This is a genomic window from Microcoleus sp. Z1_A1 (assembly GCF_036700305.1).
Lineage (GTDB): Bacteria > Cyanobacteriota > Cyanobacteriia > Cyanobacteriales > Microcoleaceae > Microcoleus.
Window position 1 is genome coordinate 26997 of the sequence record NZ_JAUBOR010000029.1, and the last position, 17217, is coordinate 44213.

9 protein-coding genes are annotated in these 17217 nt (G+C 46.0%); 7 read left to right on the top strand and 2 right to left on the bottom strand.

Going from position 1 to position 17217, the window contains the following annotated elements:
* Positions 1-357: 357 nt before the first annotated feature.
* Both QT973_RS18885 and QT973_RS18890 read left to right on the top strand, forming a co-directional pair.
* The gene (locus QT973_RS18885) at positions 358-2730 is read left to right on the top strand and encodes a PAS domain S-box protein (RefSeq protein ID WP_333052770.1); all 2373 of its coding nucleotides are present in this window, start codon (positions 358-360) and stop codon (positions 2728-2730) included.
* The gene (locus QT973_RS18890) at positions 2730-4415 is read left to right on the top strand and encodes an EAL domain-containing protein (RefSeq protein ID WP_333391951.1); all 1686 of its coding nucleotides are present in this window, start codon (positions 2730-2732) and stop codon (positions 4413-4415) included. Before QT973_RS18885 ends, QT973_RS18890 begins: the two co-directional genes overlap by 1 nt.
* Before the next feature lie 47 nt (positions 4416-4462).
* Here QT973_RS18890 and QT973_RS18895 read toward each other — a convergent pair whose 3' ends face one another.
* Positions 4463-5908 carry a J domain-containing protein gene (locus tag QT973_RS18895; RefSeq protein ID WP_333233827.1) on the bottom strand — a complete coding sequence of 482 codons (1446 nt, stop codon included), beginning with the start codon at positions 5906-5908 and terminating at the stop codon, positions 4463-4465.
* 221 nt (positions 5909-6129) lie between these two features.
* Here QT973_RS18895 and polA point away from each other — a divergent pair, with 221 nt between their 5' ends.
* From polA to QT973_RS18915, 4 genes are all read left to right on the top strand, one after another.
* Positions 6130-9324: a DNA polymerase I gene (gene polA / locus QT973_RS18900; protein ID WP_333391953.1), complete on the top strand. Its 3195-nt coding sequence runs from the start codon at positions 6130-6132 to the stop codon at positions 9322-9324.
* 11 nt (positions 9325-9335) lie between these two features.
* Positions 9336-9902: a thermonuclease family protein gene (locus QT973_RS18905; RefSeq protein WP_333052774.1), complete on the top strand. Its 567-nt coding sequence runs from the start codon at positions 9336-9338 to the stop codon at positions 9900-9902.
* Between the two features lie 215 nt (positions 9903-10117).
* Positions 10118-10639 carry a hypothetical protein gene (locus QT973_RS18910; RefSeq protein ID WP_333052775.1) on the top strand — a complete coding sequence of 174 codons (522 nt, stop codon included), beginning with the start codon at positions 10118-10120 and terminating at the stop codon, positions 10637-10639.
* A gap of 351 nt (positions 10640-10990) precedes the next feature.
* Complete coding sequence (locus tag QT973_RS18915) at positions 10991-12706, top strand: ATP-binding protein (RefSeq protein WP_333052777.1); 1716 nt, start codon at positions 10991-10993, stop codon at positions 12704-12706.
* A 553-nt stretch (positions 12707-13259) separates the two neighbouring features.
* Here the strand turns inward: QT973_RS18915 and QT973_RS18920 are convergent.
* Positions 13260-13952 (bottom strand): DUF2259 domain-containing protein, encoded by a 693-nt coding sequence (locus QT973_RS18920; RefSeq protein WP_333052778.1) that lies wholly within the window; start codon positions 13950-13952, stop codon positions 13260-13262.
* Positions 13953-14496: 544 nt separating this feature from the next.
* On the opposite strand from QT973_RS18920, the gene clpB reads away from it, so the two are divergent.
* Positions 14497-17112, top strand: a complete 2616-nt coding sequence (gene clpB, locus QT973_RS18925; protein WP_333052780.1) for an ATP-dependent chaperone ClpB — start codon at positions 14497-14499, stop codon at positions 17110-17112.
* Positions 17113-17217: the final 105 nt, after the last annotated feature.

A 17217-nucleotide genomic window follows, 5' to 3' on the forward strand; every position in this document is an offset into this window, starting at 1 on the left:
GGCTATATTTCTAAATTCCAGATTCCAGATTCCTCGGTGCGTGAATCTACGCAAACAAATATAATAAATTTACAATCCCAGTTATTGTGCAAGCCGAGAATTGCGGAATTTATTTTTGCAATACTACAAATAGTTACCGTAAGAATACTGAGTTACAGGCATTATTCAGCTTATTATCAATTTGTGAACTGTTGCCAGAAAGCCTGAGCAAGGAGCATTTTCTGAATCCTTTAAACTAGCTTTAATATATCGCATCTTGGTTGGATGAGTATTCCTGCTAATTGTAATATTTGACTTAAAAAGTTTATGCTTAAAAGATAGGCTGGGGTTAAATATACAGTGCGCCCTAGAGTAACCATGTCACACTGCAACCAATCCATCTGTCGTTCCCGCAATCTCGTAGAAATGTGCGATACGGCTGCCAGTTGGCAGCAAAAAGCCGATCGACTAACGGTAGAATTAAACAGCACGCGCGATCGGCTTCACGCAGAAATCGATCGGCTAAAACTTGCCAACGAAACCCTTCACGCCGCTGTCAGTTGTGCCCCAATTTTCCTGTGGGCAACAGACAGAGAAGGCAAGTTAACTCTGGCAGCGGGGAAAGGATTAGAAAATTTGGGACTCAAACCAGGTGCAACTGTCGGGCGATCGATTTTTGAAGTTTACAGCAGCCAGCCAGATATCTTAGAAAATATTGCCGAGGTATTAGCAGGAAACGATCGCAATTGGAATGCCCGACAGGGGCATTGTATTCACGAAATTCGATCGGCAGCCCTGCGAGATGGAAACGGCGAAGTTGTCGGCGCCGTCGGTGTTTCTACTGAAATTACCGAGCGCGAGCAGTCCATCGCCAGTCTGAAAACGGCAAATCAAGAATTAGAAGACAGACTTCAGCAGCAAACGGCAGTCTTCAATGCAGCACTTGCCGAAAGCGAAAAAAAGTACCGCAACCTCGTAGAAACCTCCCAAGAATTGATTTGGTCGATCGATATTGAAGGCCTCTTGACTTTTGTCAATTCCGCCGCCAAACGCATCTACGGTTACGAACCGCCAGAAATGATCGGACGGCGCTTCACCGATTTTTTAGTTCCCGGTCAAGAAAATAGACCAAGAGAAATATTTGCCCAACTTTTAGCGAGAACCAAAATTCAGCCACAAAGCGCTAATTCTCCTTACGAAACAGTGCACCTTCGCAAAGACGGTACTCCCGTCCACCTGCGCGTCAACAGCATCGTCAACCAAGCTGAAAACGGCGCTATTTTAGGGTTGTGCGGAACGGCGACAGATATTAGCGATCGCAAGCGATCGGAAGAAGCACTCAAAGAAGCTACAGACCAACTTCGCGCCGTTTTGGATGCCGTACCCGGACTGATTTCTTGGATCAGTTCCGATTTGCGGTATATCGGAGTCAACCAGCACTTAGCAACCTCATTCAACCTGTCTCCCGAAAGCTTTGTCGGTCAAGAAATCAACTTTCTCGACAAAGGCTCGACTTTCGGAGAACTGATCCGAATTTTTTTTAACAGTTCATCTCAGCAAACCTGCCAAGAAATAGAAATAGAAATTAACGGTTTCGTCCGCAACTATTTGATAGTAGCTCAGAAATATCATCAGGGAACCGCAGCAGTTTCTGTAGGAATAGACATTACCGATCGCAAGCGTGCGGAAGCTCTCAAAAACCAATTGATCTGCTCGTTGCAAGAATCAGAACACAAATTTCGCAGCCTTTATGAAGCCACCAGCGACGCAGTAATGTTGCTTGACGAACATGAGTTTTTTGACTGCAACCCCGCCACCTTAAAAATATTTGGCTGTAGCAACAAACAAGAATTTTACGGCAAGCATCCGAGGGAATTTTCCCCGCCATTTCAGCCTAACGGACAAGATTCAGCCAGTTTAGCTGCACAGAAAATGAACATAGCAATGCTCATAGGTAGCTGTCGATTTGACTGGGTACACCAACGACTCGACGGTTCAGAATTTTCTGCCGAAGTTCTGTTAAACGCAATGGAAATTAACGGACAAAAATTTCTCCAAGCTGTAGTACGCGACATTACAGACCGCAAACGGGATGAGGATCAAATCAAAGCCTCCCTCGCCGAAAAAGAAGTCCTTCTCCAAGAAATTCACCACCGCGTCAAAAACAACCTCCAAGTTATTTCTAGCCTGCTGAAACTTCAGTCTCGCTACATTCAAGACAGCCGCGTTAGTGAAATGTTAAAAGAAAGTCAAAACCGAGTCAGATCAATGGCCCTGGTTCACGAACAATTGTATCAATCCAAAGACTTGTCAAACATTGACTTTGCTGAATACATCCAAAATCTCGCCCACAATTTATTCCAAGCTTATGAAAATCATGCAGAAGGCGTCAACTTGCAAACAAATATTGCGCCGTGTTCTCTCAATATTGATACGGCAGTTCCTTGCGGGTTAATTATCAACGAGCTTGTGACAAACGCCCTCAAATATGCCTTTAAAGGACAACTTAAAGGTAAAATTAACATAGATTTCACTTTAGATAATAACAGATTTTGCGTGCTAACCGTGAGTGACAACGGAATTGGTTTTCCTCAAGACTTAGATTATCGCACAGCCCGAACATTGGGTTTGCGACTTGTGGGGTCTTTAGTCAAGCAAATCCGGGGGGGAATAGAACTGTTGGAAACTGCTGGCACGACTTTTAGAATAACCTTTTATCAGCCCAAATTGCACTCTAAGGAGAAAATTTAGTGTCCAACAAAAAAATTCTGATAGTTGAAGACGAGAGCATCATTGCGGAAGACATTTCCGACAGTTTGATATCTCTAGGATATAGAATAACTGGGATGGTATATTCGGGAGAAGAAGCGATTGAATCGGCCGCCAAGTTGCGCCCGGATTTAGTTTTAATGGATGTTAACCTCCAAGGAGAAATCGACGGCATTACAGCAGCGGAAGAAATTCGCTTGCGATTTCAAATCCCGGTAGTTTATCTGACAGCCTATGCCGATGAAACTACTTTGCGACGAGTCAATAGTACAAAACCGTTTGGCTATATTGTCAAGCCATTTGAAGAAAAAAACTTGCATACAACTATTCAACTGGCACTCTACCGACATCAGTATGACAGCTTGACAAACCTGCCGAATCGTTCATTTTTGCGAGAAAAGTTAAGTCGAGTATTAGAGGGTCAAAAAGAATTGTCAGGAGTCGTTCCAGTTATCACGCTTAGCTTAGATAAAATCAACCGCATTAACACTACCTGGGGACACGATATCGGCGACTCAGTGCTTTGCACCATCGCCCAGCGGCTAACTAACTGCATGGAAAACATTAATATTGTTGCTCGTTTGGAAGCGGCAGAATTCGCGCTGATTCTTAAACCAGTGGCCGAAAAACAGGATGTGGCTAAAATTGCTCAAAACATTTTAGATATTGTATCCCAATCTATGATTGTCAAAGATTGCGAAGTCTATGTCACTGCTAGTATCGGGATCTGCTTGTATCCCGGAGACGGCACCGACGGAGATGAAATGCTGAAAAATGCTTATATAGCAATGTATGAATCTCAGCAGAAAGGCGGCAATAATTATCATTTTTATAATCCCACAAATGCTAATTATTTCATCAATACAATTCTTCAAGAAACTTCCCTGCGCCATGCGTTAAAAAGCTCAGAATTTGAAATTTACTATCAGCCTAAAATAGCAATTAAAACAGGTAAAATCATTGGTGCTGAAGCTTTGGTGCGCTGGAATCATCCTGAACGGGGGCGAGTTTCTCCGGGGGAATTTATTCCAATGGCTGAAGAGATGGGCTTGATTGCGCCGTTGGGTGAATGGGTATTAGAGACTGCTTGCAGGCAAACTAAAACATGGCAAATAGCAGGTTTACCGCCCCTGCGAGTCGCAGTTAACGTGTCAGCCCGTCAATTCGAGCGCAAAAATTTCACGGAAAGAGTCAGGGAGATATTAACAGAAACCGATCTCGATCCCAAGTGTTTGGAATTAGAACTGACGGAAAGTCTGGTTTTGCAAGACGAAATTGCAGCAGCTAAAGCTTTTACGGTGTGGAAAGAGCAGGGGATTAGGATAGCAATTGATGATTTTGGAATGGGATATTCTTCTTTGAGTTATCCAAAACGCTTTCCATTTGATGCGATCAAAATTGACAAGAGTTTTATTCGCGATATTGCAGACGATCGCCAAAATGCAGCGATCACAATAGCGATTATTCAAATGGCACACTGCATGAACATGACGGTGGTGGCTGAGGGGGTAGAAAATAAGCAAGAACTTGATTTTTTGTGCGAGTACGAATGCGACGAAATTCAAGGCCATCTTTTCAGCCCAGCTTTGCCAAGCGCTGAGTTTGAAGCGCTGCTGAAAAGCGATAAGTGCTGGGATTTACATCAATTCCGGTTGCAATCCTCATGACAGTTAACTGTTAACTGTTGACTGTTAACTGTTGACTGTTAACTGATTTAAAAGATACGATCGCCCAACCAGCTTCCCAGCCACAGCCCAAAACCGGAAGTAGCCACCAACAGGATAACCGTATAAAGCCCGTTGCCGTTGTGGATCAACCTTTCAGCAGCTACCATCCGCGCCACAACTCCAGCAATAATGCCGATCGCAGCCCAAGCCCCATAAACAGTCTTAGATCCGGCGATAGCCAAGGCTTCGACGATCTCCCCCGAACCCGCCCCAGCAAAAACCCCCGCCCACGCCCCAATCCCCAGCCCGATCGCACCTCGGAGCCCGACGGGGCCGCCAGAATGCACACCTACTTCCGCCACCAGCCCGCACGTCAAGCCGACAATCGCCCAACACGCGGCAGTCACCAACGCCTTAACCCAATTCCCAGAAACCGTTCCCGCCATCAATCCCACCACTGCCACCACTCCCCCTACAGCCAAGACAACAGCCACAGCCCGCGACTCGGCCTCGGAACTGGCGATCGCCCCCAAACCAGCCCCAACTGCGGCCCAAGCAGCCCCTGTTACCATTCCTCCCGCCTGAAAACCAGCGATCGACCCCCCCACCGCCCCAGCCAAAACTAACGCCGCCAGCCACACTCTAGGCGTTGCCGAACCCTCCGCCAGCAAAATCGCGGCCCACAGCCAATCTGCACCGCAGATTAAAGCCCACATCCACAGCGGGGCGGCTGATTTCGTCAAAATCCAACCGGTCAAAGCGTAACTCACCACGGCGATTGCCAGCGGCCACCAAGGGAAGCTTGAATACTGTTGAGATGGGCGCACTTCCCTCGGCGGGATTCGTGGTTTTGAGTATTGAGTTGAAAATTCTGTTTTCCTTCTCGAAGTAAGCTTTCGATAGTTTTGAGATCGCCCTGCTTTCCTCGCAACGCTTCGCCCTGGTTGCTTTGTGCCCCGCCACCCTGGGCGACTGTGAGTGGTAAATCGTTTCTTTCTTGAAGAGTTTTTTTGAGTGAGAAATTTTTTGGAGGCGGCTTTTGGGCGGGTTTGACGGCGCTCTTGACCAGGCCTGGCGGCTGATTTTGCAGAACGCCTTCTCAGGGGTTTTTCCGGCGCAGGCGGTGGTGGCTGCTGAAACTGTTGTTCGATCGACCTCGATTCAGGCTGACTCAGAAACAACACCAACTCCTGGTAAGCTTCATTAATTTCTGTTAATCTTTGGTGAGCTTTTTGTTGCAGGCGATCGTTGTGGGCAAATCGATCGGGATGCCACACAAACGCTAAATCCCTGTAAGCGCGCTTAATTTCTTCTAGGGAAGTTCCCGGCTCAATTTCGAGGATTTCGTAGCATCGATTAATGTCAGCCATAGGCTTGGGGCAGGTGTTGGTAAATTCGCGTGAAGCGAAGCTATCCCCTAGGGAATCGTACTTAACATCTTCTACTATTCTCAGCCAAGCTGCACAGTAAGCTGAGATCCGATCGAGTGTCAATCGATTTTAGATTTTAGATTTTAGATTTTAGATTGACTTGCGCGAGATAAATGCGGGGGACGCAAGGATTTTCGATTTTCGATTCTGGATTGATTCCACGGAGCAATCACGTGGCGGGTACCACCTTTGAAATTCGCTTGTCAAGCGTTCTCAAGTCTGTCGGTCATCCCTAGGGTCGATCAATGCAGGCGGACAACTGAGTACAATGAGAAAATCCTTTCGTGCGATCGGTATTTGTGTCTGTGTCGGCAAATCAAGCTCCCATCTTCATCTTAGTTGACGGCCACTCCCTGGCCTTTCGCTCCTACTTCGCCTTCGCCAAAAGTCGAGACGGAGGCTTGCGAACTACGACAGGCATTCCCACCAGCGTCTGTTTTGGCTTTCTCAAGTCCCTGCTGGAAGTCATGGCGGCCCACGACCCCCAGTACATGGCGATCGCCTTTGACCTCGCCACACCCACATTTCGCCACGAAGCAGACGAAACTTACAAAGCCGGTCGTGCGGAAACTCCCGAAGATTTTATTCCCGATATCAAAAACCTGCAAGAACTCCTCACCTATTTGAATTTACCAGCAATAACTGCTCCCGGCTTTGAGGCGGACGATGTTTTGGGAACTTTGGCAAACAAAGCCAGCGCGGCGGGTTATCAGGTCAAAATCCTCACGGGCGATCGAGATTTGTTTCAATTAGTAGAAACCGAAAAACAAATCAGCGTATTGTATTTGAGTACGGATGAGCTCAGGCGATCGGGCAAAGGCAAATCCCAAGAATACGGCCCGGAAGCAGTCAAAGAAAAACTCGGTATTTTGCCCGAACAAGTAATAGATTACAAAGCCTTGTGCGGCGACAAATCAGATAACATTCCCGGAGTCAAAGGCATCGGCGACAAAACCGCCCTGCAATTGCTGGCAGCTTACAATTCCCTGGATGGCATTTATGCAGCCATCGACGAGATTAAAGGAGCAACTAAGAAAAAGCTAGAAGAAGGCAAAGAAGCTGCTTATCATTCTCAACGCATGGCAACAATTGTCCAAGACGTGCCATTAGAAATCAACTTAGAAGATTGCCAGCTTATAGGTTTTGACGAATCAGCATTGATTCCCATGCTGGAAAAGTTGGAATTTAAAACATTTTTAAGCAAAGTAAAACAAATTCAAAAGCGTTTTGGTGGCGTTGAAGAGAAGGAAAAACCCGAAGAATCCTCGTTCCCAGGCTCTGCCCGGGAACACATATCCAGAGGCTCTGCCTCGTCGGAAAACACCCTAGAACAGCCATTGGAGGGTGTAGAAAAGCCCTTGGAACAGGGCGGGCAAGATGCCCACCGCACAATAGATAAGTCACCTCCAACTTCTGAAATTTCAGAAGAAAATGCCTTATGGTTTTGGACTTATGCTGATACCCTAGCCGCTCAGGAAGCAAAAAAATTACCAATTAAACCCCGAATAATTCAAACAACCGAACAGTTAAACGAATTAGTCCAACGGCTACAAACCTTCACCGACAAAACTACACCCGTGGCGTGGGATACCGAAACCACCGCCATCGAACCGCGAGACGCTGAATTAGTCGGAATTGGTTGCTGTTGGGGAACCGGTGAACAAGATGTAGCTTATATCCCAACCGGACACAAAAGGGGCACAAACTTGGACAAAGCCACAGTTTTAAATGCTTTGCGCCCGATTTTGGAAAGCGAGAATTATCCCAAAGCGCTGCAAAATGCTAAATTCGATCGATCGATCCTGCGCTGTCAGGGAATCAAACTAGCAGGAGTCGTCTTCGACACCATGCTAGCCAGTTACGTACTCAATCCAGAAAATAGCCACAGCCTCAGCGAATTGTCAAAGAAATACTTAGTCGAGTCAGAAGACAATCACAGTGTCAGCGAATCGTTAAGGGAATACTTACGCAATAATCCCAAAAGTTATAATAAATTAGTATCGAAAAACCAAACAATTGCTGACATCAGCATTCGAGAAGTAGCCGACTACTGCGGCATGGATGTTTACACTACATTTCACTTGGTTGGGGCACTTAAAGCCAAATTGAAGGAAGCTGATGAATCTAGCTTTCCAGATAAGTCTTTGCAGAAGTTGCTGCTGGAAGTAGAACAGCCCCTAGAACCAGTTTTAGCAGAAATGGAATACTGCGGAATTCGCATTGATTCAGCTTACCTGCAAGAACTGTCAGTACAGCTAGAAAAGAGCTTAAAAGAAATAGAAGAAAAGACTTATCAAGCAGCGGGAAGAAAGTTTAATTTAGGTTCCCCGAAACAACTCAGCGAAATCTTGTTAGAAAAAATCCCGGATGAGTTTCAGAAAAAGTCTCGCAAAACTAAGACTGGATACTCTACAGACGCCGCTGTTTTGGATAAATTGCAAGGAGACCACCCGATTGTAGACGATTTATTAGAACACCGAACATTATCCAAGTTGAAATCAACTTATGTCGATGCTTTGCCGCAGTTAGTGCGTGCGGATACCGGGCGAGTGCATACAGATTTCAACCAAGCTGCAACTGGTACGGGAAGGCTTTCTTCTTCCAATCCAAATTTACAAAATATTCCCATCCGCACCGAGTTTTCGCGGCAAATTCGCAAGGCTTTTTTACCGGAAGCAGGTTGGCTGATGGTGTCGGCTGACTATTCTCAAATTGAACTGCGAATTTTGGCTCATTTGAGTCAAGAACCTGTGTTAATTGAAGCTTATCAAAATAACCGAGATGTGCATACCGTGACGGCTCAACTTTTGTTTGAAAAGGAAGAAATAACTCCCGACGAGCGCAGGTTTGGCAAAACGATTAATTTTGGGGTAGTTTACGGTATGGGGGCGATTAAGTTTGGTCGTTCGATGGGCAAGACTTCCAAAGATGGCAAGGAGTTTATTGCTAAATTTAACGCTCGCTATAGTAAAGTTTTTGAATATTTGGAGAAAGTAAAAAAAGAGGCGATCGCCCTCGGATACGTTACCACAATTTTAGGCCGCCGCCGTTACTTAAACTTCGAGAGCGAAAGCCTCCGCGACTTAATAGGCCGCAATCCCCAAGACATTCACTCCGATCGACTTAAATCTCTCAGCAGAGATGACGCCCAATCTTTGCGGGCCGCAGCCAACGCTCCCATTCAAGGTTCCAGTGCTGATATCATTAAACTTGCCATGATTGAGGTACACAAAATTTTGCAAAACTATCAGGCGCGGCTGCTGCTGCAAGTTCACGATGAATTAATCTTTGAAGTCCCTCCCGATGAATGGGAAGAATTGCAACCAAAAATTAGAAGTGCGATGGAAAGTGCTCCGACAATTATAAGTGCGATGGAAAATGCTCTGCCGAAAAATACAAGTGCAATGGAAAATGCGCCCGGTATGGTACCGCTGATAGTTGACATCCACGCTGGGCAAAATTGGATGGAAACTAAATAAAACACAGAAATATGAGCCAACTTAAAATCGCCATTTTCCCAAAAATAAAAACCTTAAGTGCAGTTGCTCTGCTATTGCTACTATTCGGGTGTCCACAAAAGTTAGCGCCCAACAACTATGCTGTCAAGCGAGTCAGCGACGGCGACACCCTTGTCGCCAGCGATGCCGCCGGGAAAGATATAAAAGTGCGTTTTGCCTGCATAGATGCACCGGAAGTCGCCCACACAAATGCTGAAAAAAATAGCAAAGCAGCAGCAAAAAAAAATCAATTTAAGTGGGGAAATCTAGCGCACCAAAGAATGCAGCAGCTTGTCAATCAAGGGGGCGGCCGCGTTGTTTTGACCGTCACCGATACTGACCGCTACGGCCGCAAAGTGAGCGAAGTTCGCTTGCCAAACGGCACATTTGCCCAAGAAGTTTTGACCCGCGAAGGATTAGCAATGGTTTACCGTCCTTACTTGAAAAATTGTCCGAGTGCAAGTATTCTGGAACAAGCGGAAGCAGAAGCTAAGAAAAATCGCCGCGGCGTTTGGGGAGATTCTAAATTTGTTCCCGCGTGGGATTTTCGCAAGAAATGATTTAGTCATTGGTTATTGGTTATTGGTGGTTGACAGTTGACTGTTAACTGTTACCAGTTCTCCATGCCCCATGCCCCACGCCCAATTCTCCATGCCCTATGCCCTATGCCCAATTCCCAATTCCCCAACAAATGTGATAGGCTCCAGATAAACTAATAGACTGCTGACAAAAGCGGTCTATTGCAATCACCCAAAATTAACTTTACCGGACATCAATGAATATCAAACATCTGGTTATTTCCGGCATGGCCCTGCTCCTCGGTACTACAATCGTAGGAAATGCTATTGCTCAAGGACTGACGGACGACCAAAAAACGGTTGTTTGTCGCTTGAAAACTGAATTTGATCAGCGGAAAGGCAACGGTCAAAAATTAGTATTTGTGCCGTTGCTGGGCCAAGTTCGCAAGCAAGTTTCATCTCCTTTTAGAGCCACGCTGCATCCTAATGTGGAGTATGTTTTTGTTGCCACTTGCGATGGAAATTGCCAGGATTTAAACTTATCTCTCAAGGATGCAAGCGGTCAGGAAGTCGCTGTGAGTCAAAAAACAGGCGAACTGGCGTCAATCTCTTTTACTCCCCCATCCCAAGGCGAATATCAAATCAGTGCTAAGCCTGGGGAATGCACGACGGCAGAGGGTTGCAGTTACGGCCTGGGAATCTTCGTTCCAGCAAGTGCTAGCGTACCTAATGCTTCAAGAATTCCTGCTGAGATAGCACAATTTCGACTTTGCCAGTAGGGGAACAAGGATAGAGTTGTAGGTTGCCAGGAGAGTAGAGTTTTTAATCAGAAATCTAACTCATAACTTGCAACTTATAACTCGCAACTTATCTCGCAACCACGCCCGACGGTGAGTAGGTTCTTAATCACTCAAACCCTCCCTTTGACTGTTTCTTCCTTCTTTCTTCTTCCTTCTGCTATAATTTGTTACGCATAACTCATCCAAACTGTCAAGCCGATCGAGCTGTGGAACCCTGCAAAGGCCCAATAACTGCCGAAAGCTGGCTTGAAGCCAGAACTTTATTTACCCTCAGACAGGCATCAATTAGAATATAGATGGTGCCTCTCAAAGGTGACGAGTACATTGCCCATGTCTTTAACCTTAGCTTTGAAAAATCAACTGCAGAACCGTCCTCAAATAGGGTTGAAAAGTCTGTTGGGCCGCTTGGGTATCAGGCAGAAAATCGGCTGCGGATACGCATTGGTCATTGGTATTGCCGTTTTGGGTGCTGTGGCGGGACGGGGAGTAGAATCCTATCACAAACAGCAAGTTAGAGAAAAACTAGCGATCGACCGAGACAAAGCGGAAATCTTAACAAATCTCAATCACACGGTGCAGGAAGTCAGAATTCAGCAGCAAGAGCTCGCGAGTCTGACGGCCAAACCGCAAATTTTCGATCGCGAACGATCGGAATTCCTGACTCGCGTTGCTCAGATGAGCGGCATCCTCGAACAACTGCAAACTCTACCGCCGACGAAGAATCCCGATGTTGCCAAAGACTACCAACAGCTTCAACAGTTCGCTCAAGCCAACGGCAAAACCGTAGAATCATACTTTCAACAAGTACAAAAATTGTTGGCTGCTGCCAAATTATCTGCTTTGAATCCGCAACAGCAGCAGGCTTTCGGGCGGAACTTGAACAATTTTGTGGCCGGCGAAACTGCTTTGAAACTCAAACAGTTTTCCGAGGATTCAGCCCAACTGGCCGTCAACTTTCGCGAGAAAGCAGACGAGGCATTGAGAACCTACGAAAATGCCGAAAAACTCGGAACTCTCATTCTCGTAGGCTCTCTCTTGATATCAGGTGCGATCGCAGCAATTCTAGCAGCATACACCAGCGGGGCGATCGCTCGCTCCTTAGAAGCCACAACCCTCATCGCTCAGCGAGTGACAGAAGAATCTAACTTTGACTTGCAAGTACCCGTCACTACTTCCGACGAAGTGGGAATGCTAGCAATTTCCCTCAACGAACTAATCCAAAGAGTAGCGGAATACACAGAAGAATTGCACGAAGCAAAAGTAGCAGCCGAAGCTGCCAACCGCTCGAAAAGTGCATTTCTCGCCAACATGAGCCACGAACTACGCACCCCCCTCAACGCCATCATTAACTACAGCGAAATGCTGCAAGAAGATGCTCAAGATTCGGGTTCAGAAGACTTTCTGCCAGACTTAGAAAAAATTCAAACCGCCGGCAAACACCTGCTGGATATGATTAGCGACATCCTCGACATTTCCAAAATAGAAGCCGGTCACGTCACCCTTTATTTGGAAAACTTCGACGTGGCGACCATGATTGAAGAAGTGATGACTACGGCTCAACCGCTAGTAGAAAAAAAAGGCAATTCTTTAGCACTGAAAACCAAAGGCGAACTCGGTACAATGTACGCCGACCAACCGAAAGTGCGGCAAATTCTCCTTAATTTGCTCAGCAATGCTGCCAAGTTTACCGAAAAAGGCGTCATTACTATCGGCGTCGAAAGAATGAAAATAGAAAAATCAAGACCGACCAAACAAAATAAAAATAATGATATTCACTCTGGTTCAAGCTACACTTCTCAAGTTTTAATGTTTCGAGTCAGCGACACCGGCATCGGCATGACAAACGAGCAATTAGAGCAGATATTTAAACCTTTTACCCAAGCTGATGCTTCGACTACCCGCAAATACGGAGGGACGGGTTTGGGATTGACAATTAGCCAGCGTTTGTGTCAAATTCTCGGCGGCGAAATTAGCGTTGAAAGCGAAGACGGGAAAGGTTCTACTTTTATTGTCAGTCTCCCGGAACGGGTTGTGATGCAGGCATGAAGTCAATCGATTTTAGATTTTAGATTTTAGATTTTAGATTAAAGAATTGAAGCATTGACCCTACGGATCGATTCGGGGGGCAAGTTTCTCGGATACAGGTTTTTTATTTCTGGACGAATGAATCCGGGGGCTTGTATCCTGGATGCTTGATTGTCAGGCAAGATATGGATTTGGACGCGGATACACGGATTAATGATTGAGCATTTGTCATATCATGTCCGGTCAATTAACCATAATTCCTGTAGGGGCGGGTTCGCCAAGATATTGAATAGAAACGGGAAAATCTGTAAACCCGCCCCGGCATTTAATCGCGCTCAATCATCGGACATGATATCAATAGTCAGGAGGCAGATATTCCAGGAAAAAGAAAGAGGGAGGAAGGAAGAGGAAAATTTTAAAATGTATTGATATATCAATTATCACAATAAAGAATAATTAACAACCCGGACTTACGCACAGGCTCTATCTGTAGGTGCGCGTTGTGCACCTTACAGATAGGGGTTCTGCGTAATTTTTGATAATTCCCAGGTCAAAACCTGGGAATATAGCAAGCCTAAAGAAGAAAGCCTTGTACAACAGTAGTTTTCAAGACTCCTTCAAAAGTGCGTTCTGTCTTGTCCACCAGCACAACGACATTGCGCCGGTTCGGAGACAAACGAACTTCTCGGATTGAATAAGAGAACACCCAATCTTGAAAATTGTTTAGCGATCCGAGGACACGCTGCCGACCGTTATGATTAATTACAAGACGCATGGCGGCGCTTTCTCTGCCAGCAGAAGCATTTTTTTGCCGCTGTTCTAGGCGAATTTGTAAAGGCTTTGCTGTATTGACTCTGACGGCGACTGTCTCGCTTCCATTAGCTCCGGGAGTACGAGAAATAATGTTGAGTTTAGTTCCAGCGTGAGGAGGAGTTAACTTCAAAGTTTGCCTGCTATTCCAAGTTTTTTTAAGCAAGTCATCTTCTGCCATTTTAGTGCTTTTATTGGAGTCTGGTTCGCCATATTTAGTTTCGATACACCCATTTCTGATGCAGGAATTTGCAGCAACTTGGACAATTTGCAATTCTGCTTTGGGAATTCCCGCTCCTGTATCTCTGGAACTTTCTAGGTACAAGTAGTAATTGCTGTCGGCGGAAAAACCCGACATCCGGTGTGCGGCACGCCAGGTACTTGCCAAAGCTTCAGGGGCTAGTGCGATCGCGGCACTTGCTATAATACCTAACGAAATTAAAGGTAAAATTTTCATAGCTATCTTTTCCATGTGTGAGAGTTATAGCGGCTGTTATTGATGAGTAAAACAATAACGCTTCGGGTTTCGCTATAGGACTGTGACGGTTCTCAAGTCCTCTCTCCTATTTACATGAGTGTTTCTGCATTTTCCGCAGCAGGAGACTGTTTAAGAATGTGCCGTTTTTTCAAGTGGCACTAAAAAGCATTTTTAATGTGATATTTGGCCTTATCTCACATCTTGCACTATTCTCAAGAACAGGCTTTTCGGCCTGTTCCACAAAAAGTGAATTTTATTCTTGTGGAACAGGCCGAAAAGCCTGTTCATAAAAAGCTTATTGACAATGGTGCAACATCTCAGTCTTATCCAAGAGTCCAACTTTTAGGCGCGAAAGTTTGCTTTTCCTTGCGAGGGACTGCTACACAGGACGGAAATACCTATCTCAAGATAGGGGAACACCGATCCGCCCCCCCTCCGCAACTCCCTACAATGACAATTGTACGGGCGATCGAGCAATTGCCTCTACAGCAATCATCATTTTTAATGCAGGGAATTAAAATTTATGCAACCAAATAATCCAAACCAATTTACCGAAAAAGCCTGGGAAGCCCTCGCCCGCACCCCCGAAATCGTCAAAGCAGGTCAGCAGCAGCAGCTAGAAAGCGAACATTTGATGAAAGCTTTGCTGGAACAAGAATCGGGACTTGCTAGCAGCTTATTTAACAAAGCTGGAGTTTCTGTAGCAAAATTGCGCGATCGCACTGATGAGTTTATCAGTCGTCAGCCCCGAATCACTGGCAGCGGCGGCAACGTTTATCTCGGTCGTTCTCTCGACACTTTACTCGATCGCGCCGAAACTTATCGCAAAGAGTACGGCGATGAATTTATTTCGATCGAGCATTTGATACTAGGTTACGTTAAGGACGATCGCTTTGGCAAAAATTTACTACAAGAATTTAAACTAGATGAAGCCAAGCTCAAAGATATTATTGCCCAAGTCCGGGGGAACAACAAAGTGACAGATCAAAATCCAGAAGGCAAATACGAAGCGCTGGAAAAATACGGCCGAGATTTGACTGAAGCCGCGCGTCAAGGCAAACTCGATCCGGTAATCGGACGGGATGACGAAATCCGCCGCACGATTCAAATTTTGAGCCGTCGCACCAAAAACAACCCCGTACTAATTGGGGAACCGGGAGTCGGAAAAACTGCGATCGCCGAAGGACTCGCCCAGCGAATTATCACCGGAGATGTCCCCCAATCTCTCAAAGACCGACAATTAATTAGCCTAGATATGGGCGCTTTAATTGCCGGGGCAAAATTCCGGGGAGAATTTGAAGAACGCTTGAAAGCGGTACTCAAAGAAGTGATGGATAGTAACGGCAAAGTCATCTTATTTATCGATGAAATTCACACCGTTGTCGGTGCCGGCGCAACTCAAGGCTCGATGGATGCCGGTAACTTACTTAAACCCATGTTAGCGAGGGGAGAATTGCGCTGTATCGGCGCTACAACTCTCGACGAATACCGCAAGTACCTCGAAAAAGATGCAGCACTAGAACGCCGTTTTCAACAAGTTTATGTTGACCAACCAACCGTTGAAGATACTGTCTCGATTTTGCGGGGCTTGAAAGAACGCTACGAAGTTCACCACGGCGTTAAAATTTCCGACAGCGCCCTAGTGGCGGCGGCTACTTTGTCTACTCGATATATTAGCGATCGCTTCCTTCCAGACAAAGCCATTGACTTAGTGGACGAAGCAGCCGCTAAACTCAAAATGGAAATTACCTCCAAACCGGAAGAACTAGACGAAATCGACCGCAGGATTTTGCAGCTAGAAATGGAAAGACTGTCGCTGCAAAAAGAAAGTAATGCTGCGTCTATCGAACGTTTGGAAAGACTGGAAAAAGACTTAGCAAACCTCAAGGAACAGCAAAGCGCTTTGAATGCCCAGTGGCAATCGGAAAAAGGTGTCATCGGCAACATTCAAAAGATTAAAGAACAGATTGATAAGGTGAATATTGAAATTCAGCAAGCTGAATTAAAATATGACCTGAACCGTGCTGCTGAGTTGAAATATAGCAAGTTAACCGAATTACAAAAACAACTGCAAGAAGCTGAATCTCAACTTTCAGCAACTCAAACCACAGGTAAAACTTTGCTGCGGGAAGAAGTTACAGAAGGTGACATTGCGGAGATTATTTCCAAGTGGACGGGAATTCCGATCAGCAAGTTGGTTGAATCGGAAATGCAGAAACTTCTGCACTTGGAAGATGAACTGCACAAGCGGGTAATTGGACAGGATGAAGCGGTGACTGCGGTTGCAGATGCAATTCAGCGATCGCGCGCAGGTTTAGCCGACCCAAATCGTCCGGTTGCGAGTTTTATCTTCCTCGGCCCCACGGGTGTTGGTAAAACTGAGTTAGCTAAAGCCTTAGCGTCTTATCTGTTCGATACTGAAGAGGCGATCGTGCGAATTGATATGTCGGAATACATGGAGAAACACGCGGTTTCGCGGTTAATTGGTGCGCCTCCGGGATACGTTGGCTACGATGAAGGCGGACAATTAACTGAGGCTGTGCGCCGCCGTCCTTACTCAGTGATTCTATTCGATGAAATCGAGAAAGCGCACCCGGATGTCTTCAACATCATGCTGCAAATTCTGGATGACGGCCGCGTTACCGATGCTCAAGGTCACACGGTAGACTTTAAGAATTCTGTGATTATTATGACATCGAATGTCGGCTCTCAATACATCTTAGATGTGGCGGGAGATAACGAACAAATGCGGAGTCGGGTGATGGAAGCGATGCGGGGAACTTTCCGCCCGGAATTCTTGAACCGGATTGATGAGATGATTATCTTCCACGGTTTGAGTAAGACGGAACTGCGGCAGATTGTGCTGTTGCAAGTTAAGCGCTTGGAAAAACGGTTAGCCGATCGCAAAATGTCTCTGAAATTGTCGGAATCTGCGATCGACTTCTTAGCAGAAATTGGTTACGATCCGGTTTACGGTGCGCGGCCTCTGAAGCGGGGAATTCAACGCGAGTTGGAAACGCAAATGGCGAAGGGTATTTTGCGGGGAGATTTTGCTGACGGCGATACCATTTTTGTGGATATCGAGAATGAAAGGTTGGCGTTTAAGCGGCTGCCGGCACAGTTGGTGACTGCGAAATAATTTGAGTAGGGTGGGCTGCGGCCCACCTTATTTTTTTGAGGCGGTGGTTCTTTTTTTGACCGCAGATGTAGGCGGGTGGACGCGGATGGGATTGCGGGCGATCGT

Coding starts and splice junctions, on each gene's coding strand:
- QT973_RS18910 (WP_333052775.1), top strand. CDS start 10,118: ATGAATATCAAACATCTGGTTATTTCCGGCATGGCCCTGCTCCTCGGT.
- QT973_RS18905 (WP_333052774.1), top strand. CDS start 9,336: ATGAGCCAACTTAAAATCGCCATTTTCCCAAAAATAAAAACCTTAAGT.
- clpB (WP_333052780.1), top strand. CDS start 14,497: ATGCAACCAAATAATCCAAACCAATTTACCGAAAAAGCCTGGGAAGCC.
- QT973_RS18885 (WP_333052770.1), top strand. CDS start 358: ATGTCACACTGCAACCAATCCATCTGTCGTTCCCGCAATCTCGTAGAA.
- QT973_RS18915 (WP_333052777.1), top strand. CDS start 10,991: ATGTCTTTAACCTTAGCTTTGAAAAATCAACTGCAGAACCGTCCTCAA.
- QT973_RS18920 (WP_333052778.1), bottom strand. CDS start 13,952: ATGAAAATTTTACCTTTAATTTCGTTAGGTATTATAGCAAGTGCCGCG.